This is a genomic window from Limosilactobacillus reuteri, from assembly GCF_034259105.1.
Lineage (GTDB): Bacteria > Bacillota > Bacilli > Lactobacillales > Lactobacillaceae > Limosilactobacillus > Limosilactobacillus reuteri_G.
The window spans coordinates 2,029,772-2,050,706 of record NZ_CP139478.1; the positions used below are offsets into that span (position 1 = coordinate 2,029,772).

The window sequence follows — 20,935 nt, forward strand, 5'->3', positions numbered from 1 at the left end:
TGTCTATATATTAATTGCTAATTTACAAATTGAAAATTACTACCTTTACATGGTAGTATACAATCAGCGCATACTATTAAGGAGTGGTCTAATGATCGACAATTACTTGCTTGAAGAATTAGTGACCTTTGCCAGTGAAAAAACACTTGCTAAAACCGCTGAAAAACTTAATGTTACCCAACCGACCGTTACCCGGGGGATGCAAAAATTAGAAGACGAGCTTGGAATTCAATTATTTGACCGTCAACCTAACCGCATTATCCTTACTGATACCGGAAAATTAGCTGCTGAAAAAGCTACTGAAGTTCTCGCCGTCAACTGCAATTTTGTTCAGCAGCTTCAAAATTATGCTGCTCGACAATCAGTAATTAAAATCGCATCAATTGCTCCGGGCCCATTAATTCTGCTTCGTGTAAAAAGTGCATCTTTCTCTACACAAATTTTGATTGACGAGAAGTTTATTACTCCTGATCAAATCACCACTTCACTTTTAAACAATGAAAATTCAATAATTATCAGCGACCAAGAGATTCAAACTGATCAAATTGAATCACGTTATTTAGGTGCTGAAAATCTCTATGTTAATCTTGATAAATTTATGTACCTTGCTAATTCCCAACAGGTTTCTTTTAAGGACCTAGCCGGATTAAGCTTTGTCGTTTTGAACGATATCGGACCATGGAAAGAAATTATCCAAAAATATATTCCAAATGCTAAATTTTTATATCAAGAAGAATGGGCCGCACTTACTGAAATCACAAAATATTCCAGTTTTCCATACTTTAGCACTAATATAACAACAGCTAATCCACGACAACGTACTTCAAAGGACGATCGAGTCAGACTCCCAATTACCGATAAAGCTGCGACAATGACGTTTTATGCTAACTACCTTAAGAAACAAAAAAATTCTTTAACGCCCCTACTTAATGAAATTAATCAAAATTGGCCTAATTTAAGTTAAATTATAGGCGTTTAACTTGTTTCGCTGAAAATCCCTATTTAAAATATTCCTGAAATGTCAATTTAAATTAGAAAAAAGGTGAAAGTTGTTCTTCTGTGACATGACTCAAGAATACTTCTAATGGTGTACGATAATTAAGAGATTTTCGTGGGATATTGTTGCGACGATGCATTAGCTGAGTGACTAGTTCGTCTGGTAAATCGCGAAAATCTAGCTTTTTACTAAGACCATCACGACGCAAGAGGCCGTTATTATTTTCGTTTAACCCTCGTTGATTGGGAGCACCGACTTCCGCAAAATAGGTGTGAAGATCATACTTATTGGCTATTTCTCGCCATCCAGCAAATTCTTTCCCGTTATCAAAAGTAATTGATTTAACAAAGTGACGTGGCAGTTTAGCGAGCCATTGATCAAGCTGGCAATTCACTGCTTCGTCTGTTTTATGATGAATATTAAGGACAATCATTACTTTGGATTGTCGCTCTACTAGCGTCATTACCGCTCCGCGGTGAGCTTTACCTTGAACTGTATCAGCTTCAAAGTGCCCAAATTCATGTTGGTAATGCGGAAAATCACGATATCGTTGATAGATACTGCGTCCTAATTGGCCAGCTTTACCACGATGTTCCACATAGCCATTGGGATGGCGTTTTCCTTTCATCGGTAGCTGTTTAACGGAAAAGCCATACTGATTGCGGGCAAACATGCGATAAAGGGTGCGCATACTGCAGCTAATTGGGTGTTCATGACGACCAATAATAGTATCAGGAGTCCAACCTGCCTTGATTTGCGCATGGATATAGTTAACTTCGATAGTTGGCAGTTGGGTCTGCTTCCGACCACAACGACGCTTATGTCGCTGATAAGTCTGAAGATATTGGTCGATGGTTTTACCGTCGTTGAGGAAACGATAAACACGATAGATGGTTTCTTGACTACGCTGAAGTAATTTAGCAGCCCGATAAGCTTTAGTACCTTGATACCAAAAATCAGCTATGAGAGTTAATTCACGTGTGGTAAGATGTTTATAGGTCATTTGTGATTGCCTTTCTTTTGATTAGGGATATTCAAAAGTCTATCACAAATGGCTTTTTACTTTTTCTAACTTAATTTTACAAACGACGATTAATAAAAAATGAATCATGGTGACTAAAAATGACGAAAAAATTATTACTCCTTTCAACCGGTGGAACTATTGCCTCGGTTGTCTCTGATGAAGGACTAGCTCCAGGCGAATCTGGCGAAGAATTAATCAAAATGCTTGGTCGGCTGGAATATGACATTACTGTTCGTGATATTCTCGAATTAGATTCATCTAATATCCAGCCAGAAGAATGGAAAATTATTGCCGAAGCGATCTATGATCATCGTAACGAATATGATGGAATAGTCGTTTCACATGGGACAGATACGATGGCTTATACTGCTTCGATGCTGACTTTCATGCTTCAACATATTAATATTCCTGTTGTACTAACTGGAAGCCAAGTTCCTATGAATGTGATTCTTAGTGATGCCCCTGATAACTTACGACTTGCCTTTGCAGCCGCTGCTAACTGCGAGCCAGGAGTCTATATTGCTTTTAATCGTAAAGTAATGCGTGGCTGTCGGAGTGTTAAAGTTCGAACAACCGCCTTCGATGCCTTCGAAAGTGTGAATGTCCCACCAGTAGGAGAAGTTACTTCAGACGGCTTTTCCATTAGGGATCACCGGCATCCCCAACCTGGTAAAAGTCAATTAAATACTAAGATCGATACTCATGTTTCACTGGTAAAGCTCTTCCCAGGATTTGATCCTGCCTTGCTCCATGCAATGACTAAAAATGGCTGTCACGGAATTGTGATTGAAGCGTATGGTCTCGGAGGAATGACCTCGATTCGGCGAAATATGGTCGCTGCAGTTGGTGAATTAATCCAAAACGGTATTCCAATTATTACTTCTAGTCAGTGTCTTTATGAACGAAGCGACCTAACAAAATACGAGGTCGGACGACTTGCACTACTAGAAGGAGCAATCAGCGCCCGCGACATGACTTCCGAAAGTGCCATCACTAAATTAATGTGGGGTCTTGGTCAAGGGATGGATGTTAAAGAAATTGCAGACTTCTTCAATACCGATGTTGCTGGTGAAGTAACTTTAGACTAAACGAATAAGGGAGTGGAAATTAACTTCCTAGACAAGGCGGTGGGCTAAGGATAGAACGATGATTAGCACGGCACGGGCTGATATCGTTCGTACTTAGCCTCGAGCCTTGTAGTTAATTTCCACGATATCGTAACAAGATTCGTATAAAAAACGAGGCTGTTGAAAACAAAAGTTTTTTCTCAGCCTCTTATTTTTTACGTCAATTAAAACCAGCTACGGATCCAGTTAACAAACTGGGTCCACCAAGACTGAGCTTGTTGCTTAACTGCCTGCCCGTCTTGAGAATTCAAGAATTTTTTCGCCTTATTCATCATATCTCCTGATGAATTCTTTACATTATTAATCGTATCAGTTACGTGCGAGCTATAGTCTTTACTTGAACTAATTGGAGCATTATTAAACTGAACAAGCGCATTGATAATTGGTTGTTCATGATTCTTTGTTTCATTGTAAATGTTTCGCTTTTCAAGTTTCCGATTAAAGATTACTTGAATTTGATTTTGCGTTGGGGTAGTTCCTTGTTTCTTTTGTTGGTTAATTTCCTTAGTGGTATCACCAACCGCAGCCATCAACTTACCAGGATATTTACTATCGTCCTTATTAGCTTCAATTGCCCCATTTGTTGCGGTCAACATTTGGTTAGCAGATTGAGTATTTTGCTCATTTAAACTAACTCCATCTGCCGCAATTGCTTTATAGACTCCGGTTAAAGCTGACTCCCCAGAAACGGCCCGGTTAGCGCTAACGGTGATAGTAACATCCGTAACCCCCGCCATTTGCGCAACCATAGCGTACTGTTGGGCAGTTACTTTAGTAATATTATCCTCACCATTAAACTTTTTTACATTAACTTTAATCCCCGAGCCTGGATCGGTGGGGACAATTGCTACCGAACTAACCATGGCGGCGTTAGTTGTCGAACCATTCGGATTGATATACTTCTGATAATCACTGGCAGTAGCGGTTAACGTTGTAAAATTATCATCGACTGCTAGTACATTATTTAATTCATTCTTCTCGGCAGCCCCCGCTCCATATACAACATATGATTTATTTAGCGTATGGGTCTGAGTAGTTGAACTGTTGCTCGTACTTTCACTAGTTGTCTCAGCCGCCAAAACTGTGGCCTGGCTAACTGGCACTGCTAATAAAGATAGTGCGAGAGTAGAGGTAATAATGATTTTGGTTAACTTATTTGAGCGCACTTTTTTACTCCTTTTAAGGCAAATTAAATTTATGTTAATGATAAAGAAAAATCCGCCAAAATACTAGCGGATTTTATTTTCTTTACCGCAGTTTAATTATTACGCCAGTGGATTGGGCGGGAGCAGAAAGGCGCTTAGTCATAACATAACTTGGCTTGGCCGTTAATTCTCTCTCTCGTCTTGCAGAGCTTCACCGAGTTGCTTCATTCCTGCCTTGATCTGGTCTTCCTGAGCATTGGAGTAGTTCAACCGGAAGGCACCGGGCTGTGGTTCACCTGCATAAAATGGGTCACCTGGTACAAAGGCCACGTTATGTTCCAGACATTGCTTAAAAAGCTCAACAGTATCTTCTACTCCGGGTACTTCAACCCATAGGAACATTCCGCCTTCTGGATCAGAATATTTAACACCTTGGGGGAAGTATTTCTCTAGCCCTTCTGTCATTAGTGCTTTGCGTTGCCCATACAGGTCACTAATTTGCTTGACATGTGCATCAAGGTCGTTATGCTTCAGAAATTCTACCACGGCATACTGGGCTAAGTTATCTGTATGCAAGTCTGTAGACTGTTTCAGTACCGTCAGCTTATTAACAACAGCTTCATCGGCTACCACCCATCCTAAACGGAAACCAGGAGCAAGCGTCTTGGAAAAAGTCCCCATATAGAAAACGTGTCCGGTTCTGTCAAACGACTTAACTGCTGGCACATGCTGCCCCTTAAAACGAATTTCACCATAAGGATTATCCTCTAACACATAAACATCATATTTAGCGGCTAGTTCGGCCAGCTTTTCCCGTCGCTTTAGTGCCATGGTTCGGCCAGTTGGATTTTGAAAGTTTGGCACGGTGTAAACCAGCTTAGCTTCCGGATGAGCCTTTAATGCTTCTTCTAGGGCATCCATCTTCATCCCCGCTTCATCCATTTCTACCCCTACAAAGTTGGCACCATATGATTTAAAGACATCAAGAGCACAAAGATAAGTTGGCTGTTCGACCAGTACGGTATCACCAGGATTAACAAAGGCCTTTCCGACTAAGTCAAGAGCTTGTTCTGAACCTGTCGTCATCAACACATTGTCTAGCTGCCCGGTCACGTTTTCTTTTTCTTTGACACGTTGGAGAACCAATTCACGGAGGGCTGTCACCCCTTTAGCAGCTCCATACTGCATTACTTCTTGACCACGTTCAGCAAACACCTGGTCAACAGCTTCTTTCATCGCTTTGACAGGGAAAAGCTCAGGCGCCGGCAATCCTCCAGCAAAAGAAATAATCTTTGGATCCGCTGCTGCTTTTAAGATTACACCGACTGCATCTGTTCCATCTGCTGGCACGCGTTTGGAAAAATTAAACTTGGTCATTGTCGTCACTCCTCGTAATAGATGTCACATGGCATTAACGTTATCAATCTATTCTGCCTGAGCTAGCTGGTTTGCTCGCTCTTCTTCTTTTTTCAATCGTTCTTTGATGTATGTTGCGGATGTTGCTAGTTTTGCTTCTTCTTCCGGCGTCAAGTCCAGATGCAGCTGCTCCACTACCCCGTCACGGCCAACGACAGCTGGATATGAAAGGTACGTGCCGTATTCTTCACGATAATTAGAAACTGGCATTTCAGTTCGCGCATCATTCAATAATGCGTTGGTTAACCGGACTGCTGCCGTGGCAACACCATAATTAGTGTATTTCTTCCCTTGATATACGAGGTAGCCTCCTTGACGAGCACGTTCTTCTAGCTCAGAAAGCTTTAATCCCCGTTCTTTTACTAGTTCAGTGACCGGTTTCCCCAGAACGCGGACTGTCGACCATGCCGTAAATTGCGAATTGCCATGTTCCCCAAGATTAAAACCAACAACAGAGCGTGAATCAACTTTCAACGCTTCACCAACCCGGGCCCGCATCCGTGCAGAGTCGAGTAAGGTCCCCGTCCCCATCACGTGTTCTTTTGGTAATCCCGTTAATTTTTGGTACATTGAGGTAATCACATCACAAGGGTTAGTAACATCAACTAACTTACCGTGAAATCCATTGTCTACTAACATCTTCGCTACCAAGGGCACTTGGGTCCGCGTAAACTTAAATTCAGCAAAGCGATCATGATCTGGCGTATCAACCAACTTTGATTTCCCTAGGGCTGACACGACCACATCACAATCACGCAATTGGCTTTCATCATTAACAGTCAGGTTAGTATGGTAAGGCAAATTGGCCATTGCATCTCGTAAGTCCAAAGCATCCGCTTGCACCTTAGCTTCATTAGTATCAAATAATGCGAGGTCATCGACAAAGCCACCAGCAACTAAATAGTGCGCTACCGTTGCCCCAACGTGACCCATTCCGACTACTGCTACTTTTCTCGTCATAATAAAACTCCCTTTCTCTTTTATTGCACAACTATGTAAAACAATTAATTCTAGTCGGTCACGTCCACACTCACAGTGCCGAAGCCATTATCAAATTTGGCTTCCCACTTGCCGGCAGTTAAATGTGGTGGTAAGAGGAAAGTACCTGATGATACTAGCTGCCCTGCGCGGAATGTCTTCCCTTGTTCTTCAAGCTTTCTGACTAGCCATTGCAATGACTTTAATGGGTTGCCAAGCACTTCACTTGACGCCCCACTATCCACTTCTTTGCCATCGTGGTAAAGGGTGACGTTTACATTTGCTGCATCATCAACGGTCTTAAACACCTCATCGGTTGGTCGTTCTTGACCATATACTACATACCCACCAACAGCACAATCACTCATGACACTGAATTTATTTAGATCTGGGAACCAGTCAGCAAAACGACTATCAGGTACTTCCAGCGTGCCGCAGACAGTAGTCTTATGTAATAAATCTTCCATCGAGTCACTGGCGTGCAAGTCAGTTTTAGCACGGAAGCCGAGTTCAACTTCCACTAACGGAGCCATCGTTTGTTCTTTAAGAGAGAGAACGGCAGGTGATGGTAAGAAGTGGGCATCAACTTGTTGTCCATAGAGCGGACTATCAGAATCAAACATGTCCTGGGTTTTCTTACTAGTTAAGGAAACTTTATACCCGCCAGTTGGGAGTCCCTTTAATTCAACGAAACGATCTTGAAGGGCATAAGCTGTATTATCATCGCTAACGACCTCTGCCCATTCATCCATTACCAGTGGTTTCTTGCTTTGATAAGCTTGGAAAAGTTCTTGAGCAAAAGCTTCTTGTTCTTCATTTAAGGTAACGTTTTTATTTGCAGTCATAATAATATCCTCCTTAGGACCTGACCGCTGTTACCAAATTAATTATCGGTCTAAGCCGGTCAGGTCATGTTCTAATTTTTCTTCAATGTTAATAATGTCTGAAATATCACTGTCTGCCATGACCACCACCACCTTTAAATATGTCTAATAAAAAACGCCCTCCTAGCTCTATTAAGAACTAAAAGGACGTCTATCAACGTGGTACCACCTTTATTTACAACACAAGGGTTGCCTCAATCAACTGCCCACAATGGCAATTAATCGGCAAGATAATGGCTGCTACCAGTATGTTCTACTATTATTTCGGCATACAACTCGCGAGGGATTTGTCGCAACTACCTCCTACCGGTTTCCACCAACCACCGGCTCTCTTAATTCAGCAGAATTGACGATTCTCGGTCAACGTTTTTTAATTTCTCTTAATTGATTATTAGTAGAATATCACGTGAAAATGAGAAAAACAAGAGTTAAATTAGAAAATCATTAAAAACAACATTGCCATGGATCATTATTCGCAAAATATGCACAGTATCAACTAATTTGACTCTTCCCACAAGAATTTAATCAATTCACGGTTTACTTGACTGTTATTGTGGAGCTTACTGTGCTGGGCATTCTTTCCATGAATTTCAACTTCGCGATATGATTTTGCACGATCACTGACTAAATACTTTAATGATTTAGCAGAATTTACCGGTACATCTTCGTCCGAGTGACTACCATCCCCAACATCCCCATAAATATTTAACACGGCTGTATTTTTCGGAAAGGTCTGCCGTAAACCAAGTAATTCGCGGTAGGCAGAGTCCATTTTCTCTGGTTCGCCGGTCTTTGGATTTATCTTAGCATTTTGCGTCTCACTTTGCCCTACCAGTCCATTATAGTGTCCAGCAATCGCTACTAAGTGGGCTACTTGCGGAAAGCTTTTATCATTTACATTGTCATTAATATAATTGATAATTTCCAAGTCTCCCATTGAATGGCCCACAAGGTTAATTTGCTTATAATGGTGTTGTTTTTCTAAAGCTAATACCACATTTTTTACATATTCACCACCATGATGATAACCTTGCGTGTAATTATCTCGATATGCACTTAATTTATTATCTTCAAGGTTGACTTCCACAATAGGATTAACGGCATTTGCGGGAATTGGGCGGTTAAAAGTTACCTTCCCTTTTTTGTCAACATTCGCTCGCACAATTGTCTTGGTTACACCGGCATCACGGGCCGCATTAGCCATTTTTTCTTCGGCATGAGAACTGCTCCCCCAGCCATGCACAAAAATCGTCGGGGTCGCGGATTGCACATAGTGGGTCACCGCACGAACGCGCGAACTTATTCCTAATAAACCAACAAAAATGGCACTAAGTCCTAATAATAACTGATAATACTTTTTCATCTAATCTTCCTTTGCATCAAAGAATTGTTTGAGCTGCTTAATGCTTAAATGGTATTTAAACATCCCGATCATCAAGGTCACCGGCTAATTTTAAGCCCTAACGATTTTTAAAGTAATCCTTTGCCGTTCTACGTTTGCTGATAATGATGTAATGTATCCAAATGACATATTATTCTCCTCCGATTTTTTAATTACTTTAGCAGGAACACCTGCAACAACAGTATTAGCAGAAACATCTTTACTAACAACTGCTGCCGCGGCCACCACCGCATTCTCTTCAACCGTAACACCTGGTAAGATTGTCGCGTTTGCACCCAGCCTTAATAAGGATTGATTTTAATTCAACCCCATGGCGTTTTTCTGGATCAAGGGGATGATTTACCGAAATAATTGTTACATTGGGTCCGACTAAAACCTTATCTGCTAATTCAATTCCGCCAAGGTCAGTAAACATCGCACCACTGTTGATAAATACTTGTTTCCCAATTTTCAGGTTAGCTCCGTAATCACTACGGATCGGTAAGCGAATTCCAACAGAGTCATCTATTTTTTGACCAGTTACATCATTAAGGACGTGGTGAATTTCTTTTTGCGATGCTGGGCGGCTATTCAATTGTTGAAGCAAGTCTTGATTTTTTAAAGCCATGTCCCTGATTGCAGCAAGTTCTTCTTTTTGAATCTCCTTCATTTTCATCCCTCTTTTTGCCTGAAATTATTGTTTATATCTTAGCGAGTTTTTATAATAATGTTAAATACTTATATTTAATGACATACTATAGTTAAAAAGCATATTGGAGTGATCAAAATGGAAGTCCGTGTACTGAGATATTTTATTGAAGTAGTCCAAGAAAAGAACATTTCAAATGCCGCTAAAAGATTACATATTTCTCAACCGACACTATCACGACAATTAATGGATCTTGAAAAGGAACTGGGGATTACTTTATTTGAACGAGGACACCGGCAAATCAAACTTACCCAAGAAGGCTATTATTTATATGAACGGGCACAAGAGATTACTGGTCTCGTTGACAAAACTGAAACCGACCTGCAATCACAAAATGTCATTAGCGGAACATTAGATATTGGTGCAGGAGAAAGTGCAGCTATTCAGCCAGTAATGACCGTAATTGGTGATATTATCAAAAAGTATACAGATATTAAGATTAACTTAGTAAGTGGTGATAGTGACCTGATCTACCAGCGCTTAAATAACGGTACCTTGGATTTTGGAATCATAATGGGACCAGAAAAACTCCTAAATTATCATTCTATTAGTTTGCCGCAAAAGAATATCTGGGGAATCTTAGTCCGAAAAGATCAGCCGATTGCAGAAAAGGAAAAGATTACTCCGCAAGATCTAATTGGCCTGCCAATACTAACGTCAGCGCAATTAAAACAACAAGACGTTTTTAGAAGTTGGGCCGGTTCACTGATCGATCAGTTTAATTTCATTGGCTAGTATAATTTAATTTTTAATGCTCGTTTATTAGTGGAAACGGGAGCGTGAGTTGCCCTAACTTACGAAAATTTGATCAATATATCGGAGACCGACCTTGTCTTTCGTCCCTTAACTCCTACTGTTACAGATCAAAATAATCTGATTTGGAATAAAAACCGTCAATTATCTAACGTTGCACAGGTTTTCTTGAACTATTTAAAGGAAGTGCAATGAGTCTTATCATTACAAAAAGCGCTGATTAACTGGATTTCCCAGTCTCAGCGCTTTTCTCTATTCAAAGTTAAGCGAGTCAATCCAACCATCAATTTGACGTGGGTTATTTAAGATTGCTCCTTGGTTGACCTTAGTATCATAGCCATTTTCATCGATAGTACGTTCAACATAACTTTGTGAACGCTCATAGTTTGTCCCACCAGAAGTAGCAAATAGTGCTAAATTCTTCCCGTTTAAATCAAGATGATCAATCACCGTACTAATCATCCGCGGTGGAATTGCCCACCAAATCGGATGACCAATAACAATATTATCGTAGTTAGTAATATCTGGTAAATCATCCTTAATATCAACACGGCGATTGTGCTCGTGTTGTTCAACTGTTGTCCGACTACTTTCATCATGCCAATTAAGATCAGCCACGGTATACGCTTGTGCCGGATGAATTTCTGCTATCTCAGCGTTTAGCTTTTGCGCAACTTGTTCTGCAATCCTCTTCGTAGTGTTAGTTGCGGAATAGTATAAAACAAGGGTCTTTGCCATTATTGAGAGCCTCCTCCACCTTAAAATGCTGTATAAATTTTAATGTAAAAAAGCAATGATGAAAAATGCTTATAATCAATCCTTATCTATGCTTTAAAAGTATTAATCAGTAGCATGAAGATCATACACATTTAATAACCTCTCACCAACCCCTGGCGCATCTGGGATATGTATTCCCTTCCCCTTATCCAGCGCACGGATCTGGTCCATTTCTTCATCCATTAGCTCAAAGTCAAAAATATCAAGGTTGCTCTTAATCCGTGCTTCGTGAACAGACTTAGGAAAGACCTCAATTCCTTCTCAACGTCTTTATAACTGGTTTTAATTTTAACACTATACATTTAACACTAAGTTTCAATTTAATGAGGACAAACCATTTATAATTATTCACTTTTCGCATTATTACCTACTTAATATAAGTATTTTCCATTTTATCTATCTCGGCTTATAGTAAGAGTAATCAAAAATACTAGTTGAGAAAGGAAGATTTTCATGGCAAAGAAACAAACTGCTGGTCGCAACCAACTTGGTGATTTCGCCCCTAAATTTGCAGAATTAAATGATGATGTATTATTCGGACAGGTTTGGTCACGGGAAAAGGAATTAAGCCTTCGTGATCGGAGTCTGCTAACAGTTACGGCTTCAATTACCAAGGGATCCTTTGAGCAACCCCCTTACCACATGCAAGCCGCTAAGAACAACGGCATTACCAAAGAGGAGATTGCAGAAATAATTACGCAATTGGCCTTTTACGTCGGCTGGCCAATCCCTGAACCAGCAACCTTATTAGAGTGTGATTCATCTTCACGGTAAAATCTTTCGAAAACTTTTTCCCGATTTTCCCTAGCAATTCCCTGCCCTTGATCGGCGACGCTTAATATTATTTGGTGATCATCCGCCGTTAATTGGACATTAATCGTTGAATCAGGAGGTGAATATTTGGCCGCGTTTTCTAAGAGATTATGAACAAGACTTTGAAAATCTTCGGTGGTTATCCGATAAGATAGCTCTGGGTCTAAATCGGTAATAATCTTTTGGTGATATGCCCCTTGAAGGGATTTAACTTCTGCGAGAACAACTTGTGATAAGTTGATTTCGGTTAACTTTTTCGTTTGATGTCCTTCTAAGATCAACAGCTCATTTATTAATTGACTCATTCGTTGCGCTTCTTGGCCAATATACCTTAATGACTTAGCAATTAATTCTGGATGTTTATCCCCGTGCCTTCTGATTAAGTTTACATGTCCCAGAATTCCGGCAAGGGGGGTCTTTAACTCATGAGAGGCATTCGCAATAAATTCTTTTTCTCGTTGCATTACCTGATACTGCCGGCCTAATAATTGATTAAAGGACTGCGCAACTTTGTGTACCTCTAACGGCTGTTTAGGGACCGTCAAAGTCTGCAATCGATCACTTTGGGGCGTGATTGCATCGATCTCAGCACTCAAATTTGTCAGGGGCTGGGTCCACCGGTGTGCCAAGCGACGAATGATGGGGAGAGCCACGATGCTTATTACCAGGTTGATTAACAGGGTCACTATCAGCAACCAACCCGTTAATTTGATTAAATCATCAACATTAATTGCTACTTTCACGGTGCGATGATGATGGACCTTTTCCTGCCGTAGATAATAGACCCCATGACGGGTTAACTGTAGATTTTTAAGGGCTAACTTGCGGTGGTCAATGCGCTTAAAAATTTTACGCGCTTTGGGCGAGGTATATCTCCGTTCTCCATCAGTAATCTCGATTGCATCATCATCTTGCCGCGCAACATACGCATTCAAAAAAGTTTCCCGATTTTGATTTTCGGGCCAGTCTTTTTCAATGGTCTCAATTACTTCTTCTGCCTGATCATCAGCATAACGATAGATTAGGTTAGTAGCTGTAACCACAAAGAGCAGATTAATAACTACCAAAATAATTGCAAATAGCATTAAAAAAAGACGGGTTAATTGCCGCGCTGCAGTTACTGCTCGTGTGGTTTTCATTGTTCATCACCTAACATATACCCAATCCCCCGCACCGTTTTAATGGAGTCACGATATTTCCCTAACTTATTGCGTAAAGCCCGGATATAGACATCGACCGTATTGGTCTGGCCGTCAAAATCATAACCCCATATTTCGTTAAGCAGGTCATCACGGGTTTGGACTACTCCGGGTTCTTTAATGAGGGTCGCCATGAGGGAAAATTCTTTCGGGGTTAAATGCACCTGTTTCCCATCCACCATAAATTGATGTTTCAGTAAGTTTATTTCAAATGGTCCAAAATGGTAGTCAAGCTTGTCTACTTTTTCTTGACCTAGCCGTCGTAAAGCAACCCTAATTCGAGCTAAGAGTTCCTCTATTTCAAATGGTTTAGTAATATAATCATCTAATCCTTGGTCAAGTGCCATGCTAATATCAGAAGTTTGGCTACGGGCGGTAATCATAATAATCGGCACATTGCTTGATTGACGAATTCGCCGGAAAACAGTTAGCCCATCGTAAACGGGGAGCATCCAATCTAATAAAATCAAGGTTATTTCTTTTTCTTTGAATATTGCTAGGGCCTCGCGTCCATCCTTTGCCCAGATGACCTCATAACCTTCAAGTTCTAGCTCGGTTATCAAGAAACTAGCAAGACTTTCTTCGTCTTCAACTAACAAAATTACAGCCTTATCCATTTTTAATCCTCCAATCGCTTGTCTTGTATTCTATTTTAGCTGTTTTATGGTAATTGAAGGTAAAAAAAGTTTCATATGAAACTTTTAAAATTCTTGTTCAAGTTGATATAAATCATTAAGGAAATGAGCAACAACCGTTAATTCATCTATTAACGGAAACACCCTCCTTTACATAAAAGTCATGAATACTAACCTTGTCATTAGGATGTATTTCCCTATAAATATCAACGAAAAAGATAAAATTGCAATTATAGTTTCTAGCTACCTCATTATTACCCTTAATCAGTTACTCATTTTTTACATAGTATTTCAAATAACAACCTCCTTACCCTATGATGGAATTAGATATTAGAGAGGCTTTATAAATGAACAAACCATATATTATCGTTCATATGATGACATCAGTTAATGGACGAATTGACTGTGGAATGACGACCCAATTAGCTGGCGAACCTGAATACTATTCTACGTTGGATAGTTTAAATGTTCCTACTAAAATTAGTGATCACGTGACTGCAGAAACTGAATTGACACATGGTGGGAAATTCAATCCACAAAACAAAGAAATACTCGGTAAAACTGCCTTTGCTAAAAATGCGACAGCTAATAGTTATAATATCATTGTCGATACTAAGGGAACTTTACAATGGGGCAAGGAAAATGGCAATAACTTCCCTCAGCTCATTATTACGAGTGAACAAGTTACGAAAGATTACCTTGATTACCTCAACATCCAAAACATTTCATGGATTACGGCTGGGAAAGATCAAATCGACCTGGCTAAAACGATGGAAATCCTTGCTGATGAGTTCAATATTGACCGTTTAGCAATTGTTGGTGGCGGAAAAATCAATGGCGGTTTCCTAGAAGCAGGATTAGTTGATGAAATTAGTATTTTAATTGGTGCTGGTGCCGATGGGCGAACTGGTCAGCCAAGTCTTTTTGATGGCCGTCCAGAGAGCAGTAATCCAATCGCTCTGCAATTAAAAGATGTTAAAAGTTTTGATGATGGTGCTGTTTGGCTGCGGTATTTAGTTAAGTAACTGAAATTTGAACGCATAGGGTCGTGGTAATTTACTGTGATTCTATGCGTTTTTGCTTTAATTTCTTCGCAAGTTGCAAAACAAAACGCCACAGAATTTTTCTGCGACGTTTTTGTCTTTATATCTCATATCGATTGCGAATAAATTCTATCAGCGCTTCAATATCACGTATTGACAATTCTCCAATAAGCCTAAAAGATACATGTTCTTTTGAAGGCTTAATAATATCTCCCACATCAACATATGACTGCTTATCAAGTCCTTCTATTTTCCAATCCATAAGAGGAAAATAATTTTTCTTAATTCTCTCAGATTTGTTTTTGTATTTGCTTGTTATTCTATAGCAAAAGACATTTTTACTTTTATCTTCTACGATCAAAACTGGACGCCTTTTCCCATCTAAACCCCAAGATACATAAGCAGTATAAATTTGATTAGTCCTCATTAAAAAATTCCTCAAGTTCCTCTTTTGTCTTAACTTCTCGAACTGGAACTTTCTTAGATACTTCTCTTAACTCCAATTCCGCCCTTTGTTTTGATGTCAAAGAAAAACTAAGAGGTATTTTCCCTGTGGCAACTATTTGTTTATACATTCCATTTATTACAGCGGTTGGGGTTAAACCAATTTCTTTTATAATATTTTCCGCTGACTGTTTTAATTCTGGATCAATGTTTACTTGAACTTTCGAACTCATTATAATCACCTCATAATCACATAATAACATATTATGATTATAAATAATAATGATCACTATGACATGTATCTGTCAAGTTTTCATAGGTAGCCTTTAAATATACAGTTTTAGTGGGTTAGTGCCTTAAAAAGTTGTCCCATTGGTCTACTTGTGGCCGTGTTAATCGGAATTATTCCTTGTACTGCTCCAATTGACGGCTTTGTCGGTGCTTTTCTTAGAAACTCTCCAGTTCGAATATGCATTTCCTGTAATAGGCTGGTTTGAGCCACTCGAGGAAGAACTGTTAATTGTTCTAGGATCGTATTTAAACTAGCTTGCAGTTCACCATTCATTCGGGCTTCAATTAAACCAATCATGGCCTTAGCCCCCTGCTCAGTCCACGACTTGCCCTGTTTCTTCATCCGGTAAGTAAAAGCCCGGTGAGAACTTTCGACTGAACCGATTAAATGAATATCCTTAAATCCACGCATTTGTGGCGAGAGGATATACCGCCAATTTCGCTGTAGATATTTTCTTAAACGCATTAGTTCGTCTGCTTGTTTTTCTGTTAAGTTTTGTGATTCATAAGTATCTAAAATTATCGTTAGCTCTGCTTGATCATGATGGCGAACCGCTTTAATTGCTCGCATAGCTAATTCGTTGTGATGACCTAAAGTATGTTCAATTTTCTGTAAGCAATGATAGCGGTCGAGAAAGTATTCACCATGTGCACCTTGAGGAACTAGACTTAATAGCTTAGCTGGTTCGTAACCTGGGCCAGCGTCACTGGCCAAAAAGATCGTTTGACCGGCAAGCTTATAATGGCGGTCTAAATAATCACTTAGTCGTGCTTCAAGCCGTCCTTGGTGCCCAACACTGAGAAAGTCATGCCGATTAATGATTTGATTAGCTACTCGCTCATAAACCCGATAATGGTGCACAAGAGTCAGCTGACCTGCTTCTTTTTTGCCTTTAATCATAAAGGCATCACCCTCAATAGTTAAATTTTTAGGCATATGGCGAGGAGTAGCTTGGTGTTCTTTTGCTTGAGTTTGTTTAGCTACCTGATTTCCTAACTCATGCACGGCGTGCATTACCGAATCGGCAGTAATTCCGCTGTCAAATACAAGGTTCAAAATGTCGGCAGTATTGCGCATTGTAGTTGTTTGGGCAATCTTAGCCATCATCATTAAGTAGTGTGGCGATAAACGACGACGTGGTTTAATTTTTAATTGTTGGTCTAAGTAAAATTCACGTTTCTTTGTCCCAACCTGATAATACCGTCGTTGAAAAGTCACCGGGCCAAAGATAAAGTTAAGCGTCCGTGGCTGTTTATTGATTACTTGATAGTTCGCTGGAGCTTGGGACTTTAAGCTTCGATCTAAGCTTTCCAAAAAGTTTTGCATGATTACTTGTCCTAACTCCAATACCCCTTTTAAAATAATCTGTTCAGCTTCAAATAAACTGCCTGATTTCACCAAATTCTGCTCGATTTCTGTTAAAATATCCATGAGGAAAGACCTGCCTTTGCTTAGTATTCGACACACTAAAGGCTACTGGTCTTTTCTTTTTTTGTAAATAAGTAAATTGGTCTACAAAAAAGATTTCCACGACCAGATGAATTATTCATCCAACCTATGAAAATCTTACACTAACCTATGACATTTTCTACTAAGTAACAAAGGCTTCGATTAAAATTGCTTCCATAAAGGTATTAAGTTCGATCCCTAGTATTAATTGAAACAGGTTTTACAGACGATCTTCAAAAACGATCATCTTTATTGTCGCTAGTTTGTAATAAAACTCATTTAATTGCTTAATTTGCTTTATAATTAATGTAAACGCTTCATGGCAAAGGATTTAATTAAGGAGCAAAATTATGACATCAGGAACTTATCAGCAAGTTAAAGATGCACTGAAGAAATTTGGCATAACCGACTATACTGTGATTGATCACCCTGCTGCTCACACCACCGAAGAAGCTGATGCATATATCGCTGGTCATGAAGGTGTTCGCACTAAAACCATGTTTCTGAAAGGTAAGAAAAAGAATTTCTATATGGTTATTATGGATGATAAAAAACCAATGGACTTTCATAAATTCATGGCCCTAACTGGAGCTAAAAGGGTTTCAATGGCTCGACCGGAATATCTGCAAGAACAGCTTGGCTTAGCACCAGGAATTGTTTCACCATTTGGCCTGCTGAATGATGAAGCTCATAATGTAAAAGTATATTTTGACAAGGATATTGTCGACGAACCAATTCAGACCTTCCATCCTAATGAAAATACTCATACAATTTTTATTAAGACAGATGACCTGTTCAAATTTCTTAAGCAAATTGATTTTGAACCAGAAATTATTGATCTATAGAAAAATAGGAGGAATAACCATGAGTTTTACAATGAATCTTTACTACACTGGTGAAGGTGATAATGCCAAAAAGTTTGCCCAGGAAATGGAAAAGCGGGGAATCGCTGATAAAATTCGCCAGCAACCTGGTAATCTAAAATATGAATACTTTCAACCACTTGATGATCCGCACACGATCCTTTTGATTGATACTTGGGAAAGTCAAGAAGCATTAGACGCTGATCATGATTCACCGATGATGGCAGAACTAGCTAAATTGCGTGAAAAATATAATTTACACATGCGCGCAGAACGCTTTATCCCCGAAGATTTGCCAGACAAAGACGATAAATTCTTACGCAAATAAATAACATCAAAAAAATTCTCTAAATCCTTTGGTTTGCTAAAGACTTAGAGAATTTTTACTATTCCATGTAGTTATGCAAAATATCATCTGAGGCAGCTTTCAACTTCAAATAATCGATATTATTAGAAAAGAGCATAATCATCCGCTTTGTCTTGTAATCAGCCACAAAACAAGAGTTATATCCGGGGATACTACCGTTAGCCCGGATTACATCCCCATCAAAGTAGACTCCGCCAAAATAGGCAACTTCTTGATGCTGCGCCTGTTGGTAGTATTCATTAATCATTTTTGGATCTTTCAGCACTTCATTATATACAAACTTCCAGTAGTCGTTTGGCGATATAAATAGGTTCCCTGCCCAAAGTCTGAGGAGGTCGTTACCGTTATCCGGTGCCAATCAACTGTTGGATCCATTGGTTGCGGAATTTCTTTTTTTGAAACCTCAGAAAAATCTTTAATTTGGTGAAGATGGAGCGGTTTAGCAAAATTTTTTTGAATATATGCATTATAGCTTAAATGTGCTCGCTTACTAACAATGGCTGCCAATATTTCATAATCAACATCTTGATAATCCCATGTGTGTATGATCATACTTGAGATGTTTAAACATATAAGCAATTTGGGCTTTTTGGCCTCTAAGTGGTTCAAATGGACGATCATTATTAATCAAGCCACTAGTATGGTTCATTAATTCCCGAATTGTAATCTCTTTACTGCCATCAATCTGTGGGTAATACTTACTTAGCGAAGTGTCCCAAGCTAATTGCTTTTTTTGTTTTAATTGGTAAACAGCGGTTCCCGTTACAATCTTTTGAAGCGATGCCGTGGGAAATAGTCGATCCGCCTTTACGATTTGATCTTTATTTGTGGTTTCATTATTCTCAATGACAACTGGCTTCCCATCTTTGCCATTAACTAGCATCACTCCATTAATATGATGGTTCTTCATATAATCTTGAAGTTGGTGTTGCGTTTGTTTGTCAACTACTTCTGCCTTTACCTTTGATGGCGTGGTCAATAAGAAGATGGCAAAGGAACAGAGCGTCAAAAAAATATATAAGTTAACTTTTTTCATAATTATAAGTATCCCTTCCAGGCATCCATTTTCAAAAAAATATCTACCTGTATTATACAAATTTTATCCCTCATCTTACAAAGCAGAACAAAAATCTGATTTTTCTCACTAAAGCACTTTAAATTCATTCGATTTATGTTAAAATTCTAACGTCAATAAATAAAAACTGTAAAAAATAGTTCGTAAATAACGAACATTATCAAGGGAGAGCTAGAATGAATAACGACGTCAAAAAAGTTTTATATACTCAAGATCAAGTCAATCAACGCTTAGATGAACTTGCCAATACACTTACTGAAAAATATCAAGATGAATTTCCAGTTTTAGTTTCCGTAATGACAGGGGCAATGATTTTCACTAGCGAAATGATGAAGCGCCTTAACTTCAAATTAAACGTTGATTATGTCGACGTCTCTAGTTACGAAGAAAGTTCAGAATCCACTGGAAAAGTTAAATTAATTCAAGATCTTTCCCACGATATTAATGGTCGACCAGTTATTATTATGGAAGACATTATTGATACTGGTCATACATTAAAGTATCTCGCTGGTCTTTTCGCTGATCGTGGCGCGAAGAGTATTGAGATTTGTTCCTTACTCGATAAACCGGACCGTCGTGAAGTTGATGTTGAAGCTGATTACGTTGGTTTTAAAGTTCCAAACGAATTTATTGTCGGATATGGCCTAGACTTTAATGGCCTTTACCGAAACCTGCCATTTGTCGGTGTGTTAAAGCGTTCCGTATATGAATAATAGTTAAAGGCTGAGAGAAAATGTTATTTCTTTCAGCTTTCTTTTTGGATTTAAACATCTAAACGCGATATAGTACAGTTAGGCTAATAAAATTGATAATAATTGATTTTTGGTAAAGGAGGGGTAATCGTTGCTTAGGCTTGACTGGTGTTTACGAATGCTCATGGCTGCCTTATGTGGTGGAATCATTGGGTTTGAGCGAAAAAGTAAGGCTAAAATGGCTGGAATTCGGACCCATGCCTTAATTGCGGTGGGGGCAGCAATGGTCATGATCATTTCAAAATACGGATTTTTCGATTTAATGAAAATTACCCATAGCAATTGGAACGTTGACCCATCACGGATTGCCGCTCAAGTTGTTAGCGGGATTGGTTTTTTAGGCGCTGGGACAATCATTAATCGTCACGATGAAATAATCGATGGTTTAACTACGGCAGCTGGAATTTGGGTTACCGGCGCAATCGGTCTTGCCTATGGTAGTGGTTTATACAGTATTGGGATTATTGGTACTTGTTGCGTTCTTTTAGCAGAAGTTATTGGAAAATATCTAGATCAGTTTGCACTTAGGCGAGGTAAAGGATTCTCCTGCTTTATTCAATTAGAAGGAAATACTGATGATTTGCATACACCTATTAATCAGTTAAACAAAAAATATTTTGAAGTTCCGCTCAAATACTCGATCTATGATTACGGAGACGGAAAAATCTCCTGTCAACTTTATGGTGAATTAAGATCTGGCTTCAAATCAGAAAACGTCTTTACTGACCTTACTGAGCTGGGCAACATTAAAAAAGTTGAGCTAGAATAAAAACATAGGAAGTGACCTAAATTTCAAGAATAAGTTAGCCACT

General features: G+C 39.2%; 20 protein-coding genes, 4 pseudogenes and 1 other annotated feature. Of the genes and pseudogenes, 9 read left to right on the forward strand and 15 right to left on the reverse strand.

Annotation, left to right across the window (positions count from 1 at the left end; genetic code table 11):
• Positions 1–91 precede the first annotated feature (91 nt).
• Complete coding sequence (locus SH603_RS11075; protein WP_321533960.1) at positions 92–964, forward strand: LysR family transcriptional regulator; 873 nt, start codon at positions 92–94, stop codon at positions 962–964.
• 67 nt (positions 965–1,031) lie between these two features.
• On the opposite strand, the gene SH603_RS11080 is transcribed toward SH603_RS11075, so the two are convergent.
• Entirely contained in the window at positions 1,032–2,000 is a 969-nt protein-coding gene (locus tag SH603_RS11080; RefSeq protein WP_003668074.1) for an IS30 family transposase, read from the reverse strand.
• 119 nt (positions 2,001–2,119) lie between these two features.
• Here SH603_RS11080 and SH603_RS11085 point away from each other — a divergent pair, with 119 nt between their 5' ends.
• Entirely contained in the window at positions 2,120–3,109 is a 990-nt protein-coding gene (locus tag SH603_RS11085; RefSeq protein ID WP_169471174.1) for an asparaginase, read from the forward strand.
• Between the two features lie 203 nt (positions 3,110–3,312).
• On the opposite strand, the gene SH603_RS11090 is transcribed toward SH603_RS11085, so the two are convergent.
• From SH603_RS11090 to SH603_RS11115, 6 genes and pseudogenes are all read right to left on the reverse strand, one after another.
• Positions 3,313–4,314, reverse strand: coding sequence for a DUF1002 domain-containing protein (locus SH603_RS11090; RefSeq protein ID WP_169471175.1), 1,002 nt, complete (start codon positions 4,312–4,314; stop codon positions 3,313–3,315).
• A gap of 162 nt (positions 4,315–4,476) precedes the next feature.
• A complete protein-coding gene (locus SH603_RS11095) occupies positions 4,477–5,670 on the reverse strand; it encodes a PLP-dependent aminotransferase family protein (RefSeq protein WP_321533961.1) in 1,194 nt (397 codons plus the stop codon).
• Positions 5,671–5,718: 48 nt separating this feature from the next.
• Positions 5,719–6,669 carry an L-lactate dehydrogenase gene (locus SH603_RS11100; protein WP_169473015.1) on the reverse strand — a complete coding sequence of 317 codons (951 nt, stop codon included), beginning with the start codon at positions 6,667–6,669 and terminating at the stop codon, positions 5,719–5,721.
• A gap of 50 nt (positions 6,670–6,719) precedes the next feature.
• Positions 6,720–7,532, reverse strand: a complete 813-nt coding sequence (locus SH603_RS11105) for a 2-keto-4-pentenoate hydratase (protein WP_019254126.1) — start codon at positions 7,530–7,532, stop codon at positions 6,720–6,722.
• Positions 7,533–7,711: 179 nt separating this feature from the next.
• Positions 7,712–7,944 (reverse strand) — a binding site (T-box leader).
• A 123-nt stretch (positions 7,945–8,067) separates the two neighbouring features.
• Entirely contained in the window at positions 8,068–8,934 is an 867-nt protein-coding gene (locus SH603_RS11110) for an alpha/beta hydrolase (protein ID WP_169471177.1), read from the reverse strand.
• Positions 8,935–9,024: 90 nt separating this feature from the next.
• Positions 9,025–9,622, reverse strand: a pseudogene (locus tag SH603_RS11115) (sugar O-acetyltransferase).
• A 117-nt stretch (positions 9,623–9,739) separates the two neighbouring features.
• Between SH603_RS11115 and SH603_RS11120 the strand changes: the two are divergent.
• Positions 9,740–10,609 (forward strand): annotated as a pseudogene (locus SH603_RS11120) (LysR family transcriptional regulator).
• Positions 10,610–10,666: 57 nt separating this feature from the next.
• Here the strand turns inward: SH603_RS11120 and SH603_RS11125 are convergent.
• Together SH603_RS11125 and SH603_RS11130 are read right to left on the reverse strand one after the other, a co-directional pair.
• Positions 10,667–11,152, reverse strand: a complete 486-nt coding sequence (locus SH603_RS11125) for a flavodoxin (RefSeq protein ID WP_019254122.1) — start codon at positions 11,150–11,152, stop codon at positions 10,667–10,669.
• 102 nt (positions 11,153–11,254) lie between these two features.
• A pseudogene (locus tag SH603_RS11130) lies at positions 11,255–11,452 on the reverse strand (aldo/keto reductase); the annotation flags it as partial.
• A 192-nt stretch (positions 11,453–11,644) separates the two neighbouring features.
• Between SH603_RS11130 and SH603_RS11135 the strand changes: the two are divergent.
• Entirely contained in the window at positions 11,645–11,965 is a 321-nt protein-coding gene (locus SH603_RS11135; protein ID WP_169473013.1) for a carboxymuconolactone decarboxylase family protein, read from the forward strand.
• Here SH603_RS11135 and SH603_RS11140 read toward each other — a convergent pair.
• Entirely contained in the window at positions 11,902–13,143 is a 1,242-nt protein-coding gene (locus SH603_RS11140; protein WP_225436787.1) for a sensor histidine kinase, read from the reverse strand. The two genes, SH603_RS11135 and SH603_RS11140, sit on opposite strands and share 64 nt — an antisense overlap.
• Positions 13,140–13,820: a response regulator transcription factor gene (locus SH603_RS11145; protein ID WP_321533962.1), complete on the reverse strand. Its 681-nt coding sequence runs from the start codon at positions 13,818–13,820 to the stop codon at positions 13,140–13,142. The genes SH603_RS11140 and SH603_RS11145 overlap by 4 nt, the downstream gene beginning before the upstream one ends.
• 365 nt (positions 13,821–14,185) lie before the next feature.
• Here SH603_RS11145 and SH603_RS11150 point away from each other — a divergent pair, with 365 nt between their 5' ends.
• A complete protein-coding gene (locus tag SH603_RS11150; RefSeq protein WP_321533963.1) occupies positions 14,186–14,863 on the forward strand; it encodes a dihydrofolate reductase family protein in 678 nt (225 codons plus the stop codon).
• A 118-nt stretch (positions 14,864–14,981) separates the two neighbouring features.
• Here SH603_RS11150 and SH603_RS11155 read toward each other — a convergent pair whose 3' ends face one another.
• The 3 genes from SH603_RS11155 to SH603_RS11165 all read right to left on the reverse strand — a co-directional run bounded on the left by SH603_RS11155 (position 14,982) and on the right by SH603_RS11165 (position 17,048).
• Positions 14,982–15,308 carry a MazF family toxin-antitoxin system gene (locus SH603_RS11155; RefSeq protein WP_321533964.1) on the reverse strand — a complete coding sequence of 109 codons (327 nt, stop codon included), beginning with the start codon at positions 15,306–15,308 and terminating at the stop codon, positions 14,982–14,984.
• Positions 15,298–15,558 (reverse strand): type II toxin-antitoxin system RelB/DinJ family antitoxin, encoded by a 261-nt coding sequence (locus SH603_RS11160; RefSeq protein WP_225436784.1) that lies wholly within the window; start codon positions 15,556–15,558, stop codon positions 15,298–15,300. The genes SH603_RS11155 and SH603_RS11160 overlap by 11 nt, the downstream gene beginning before the upstream one ends.
• A gap of 107 nt (positions 15,559–15,665) precedes the next feature.
• On the reverse strand, positions 15,666–17,048 hold the full coding sequence (locus tag SH603_RS11165; protein ID WP_191994606.1) for an ISLre2-like element ISLre2 family transposase: 1,383 nt from the start codon (positions 17,046–17,048) through the stop codon (positions 15,666–15,668).
• Positions 17,049–17,416: 368 nt separating this feature from the next.
• Between SH603_RS11165 and SH603_RS11170 the strand changes: the two genes are divergently transcribed.
• Both SH603_RS11170 and SH603_RS11175 read left to right on the forward strand, forming a co-directional pair.
• Complete coding sequence (locus SH603_RS11170; RefSeq protein WP_169471491.1) at positions 17,417–17,911, forward strand: prolyl-tRNA synthetase associated domain-containing protein; 495 nt, start codon at positions 17,417–17,419, stop codon at positions 17,909–17,911.
• 19 nt (positions 17,912–17,930) lie between these two features.
• Positions 17,931–18,257: an antibiotic biosynthesis monooxygenase family protein gene (locus SH603_RS11175; protein ID WP_169471490.1), complete on the forward strand. Its 327-nt coding sequence runs from the start codon at positions 17,931–17,933 to the stop codon at positions 18,255–18,257.
• A 58-nt stretch (positions 18,258–18,315) separates the two neighbouring features.
• Here the strand turns inward: SH603_RS11175 and SH603_RS11180 are convergent.
• Positions 18,316–19,332: pseudogene (locus tag SH603_RS11180) on the reverse strand (serine hydrolase domain-containing protein).
• 215 nt (positions 19,333–19,547) lie between these two features.
• On the opposite strand from SH603_RS11180, the gene hpt reads away from it, so the two are divergent.
• A complete protein-coding gene (gene hpt / locus SH603_RS11185) occupies positions 19,548–20,084 on the forward strand; it encodes a hypoxanthine phosphoribosyltransferase (protein WP_169471488.1) in 537 nt (178 codons plus the stop codon).
• 157 nt (positions 20,085–20,241) lie between these two features.
• Positions 20,242–20,892: an MgtC/SapB family protein gene (locus tag SH603_RS11190; protein WP_321534236.1), complete on the forward strand. Its 651-nt coding sequence runs from the start codon at positions 20,242–20,244 to the stop codon at positions 20,890–20,892.
• The last annotated feature ends 43 nt before the right edge of the window (positions 20,893–20,935 follow it).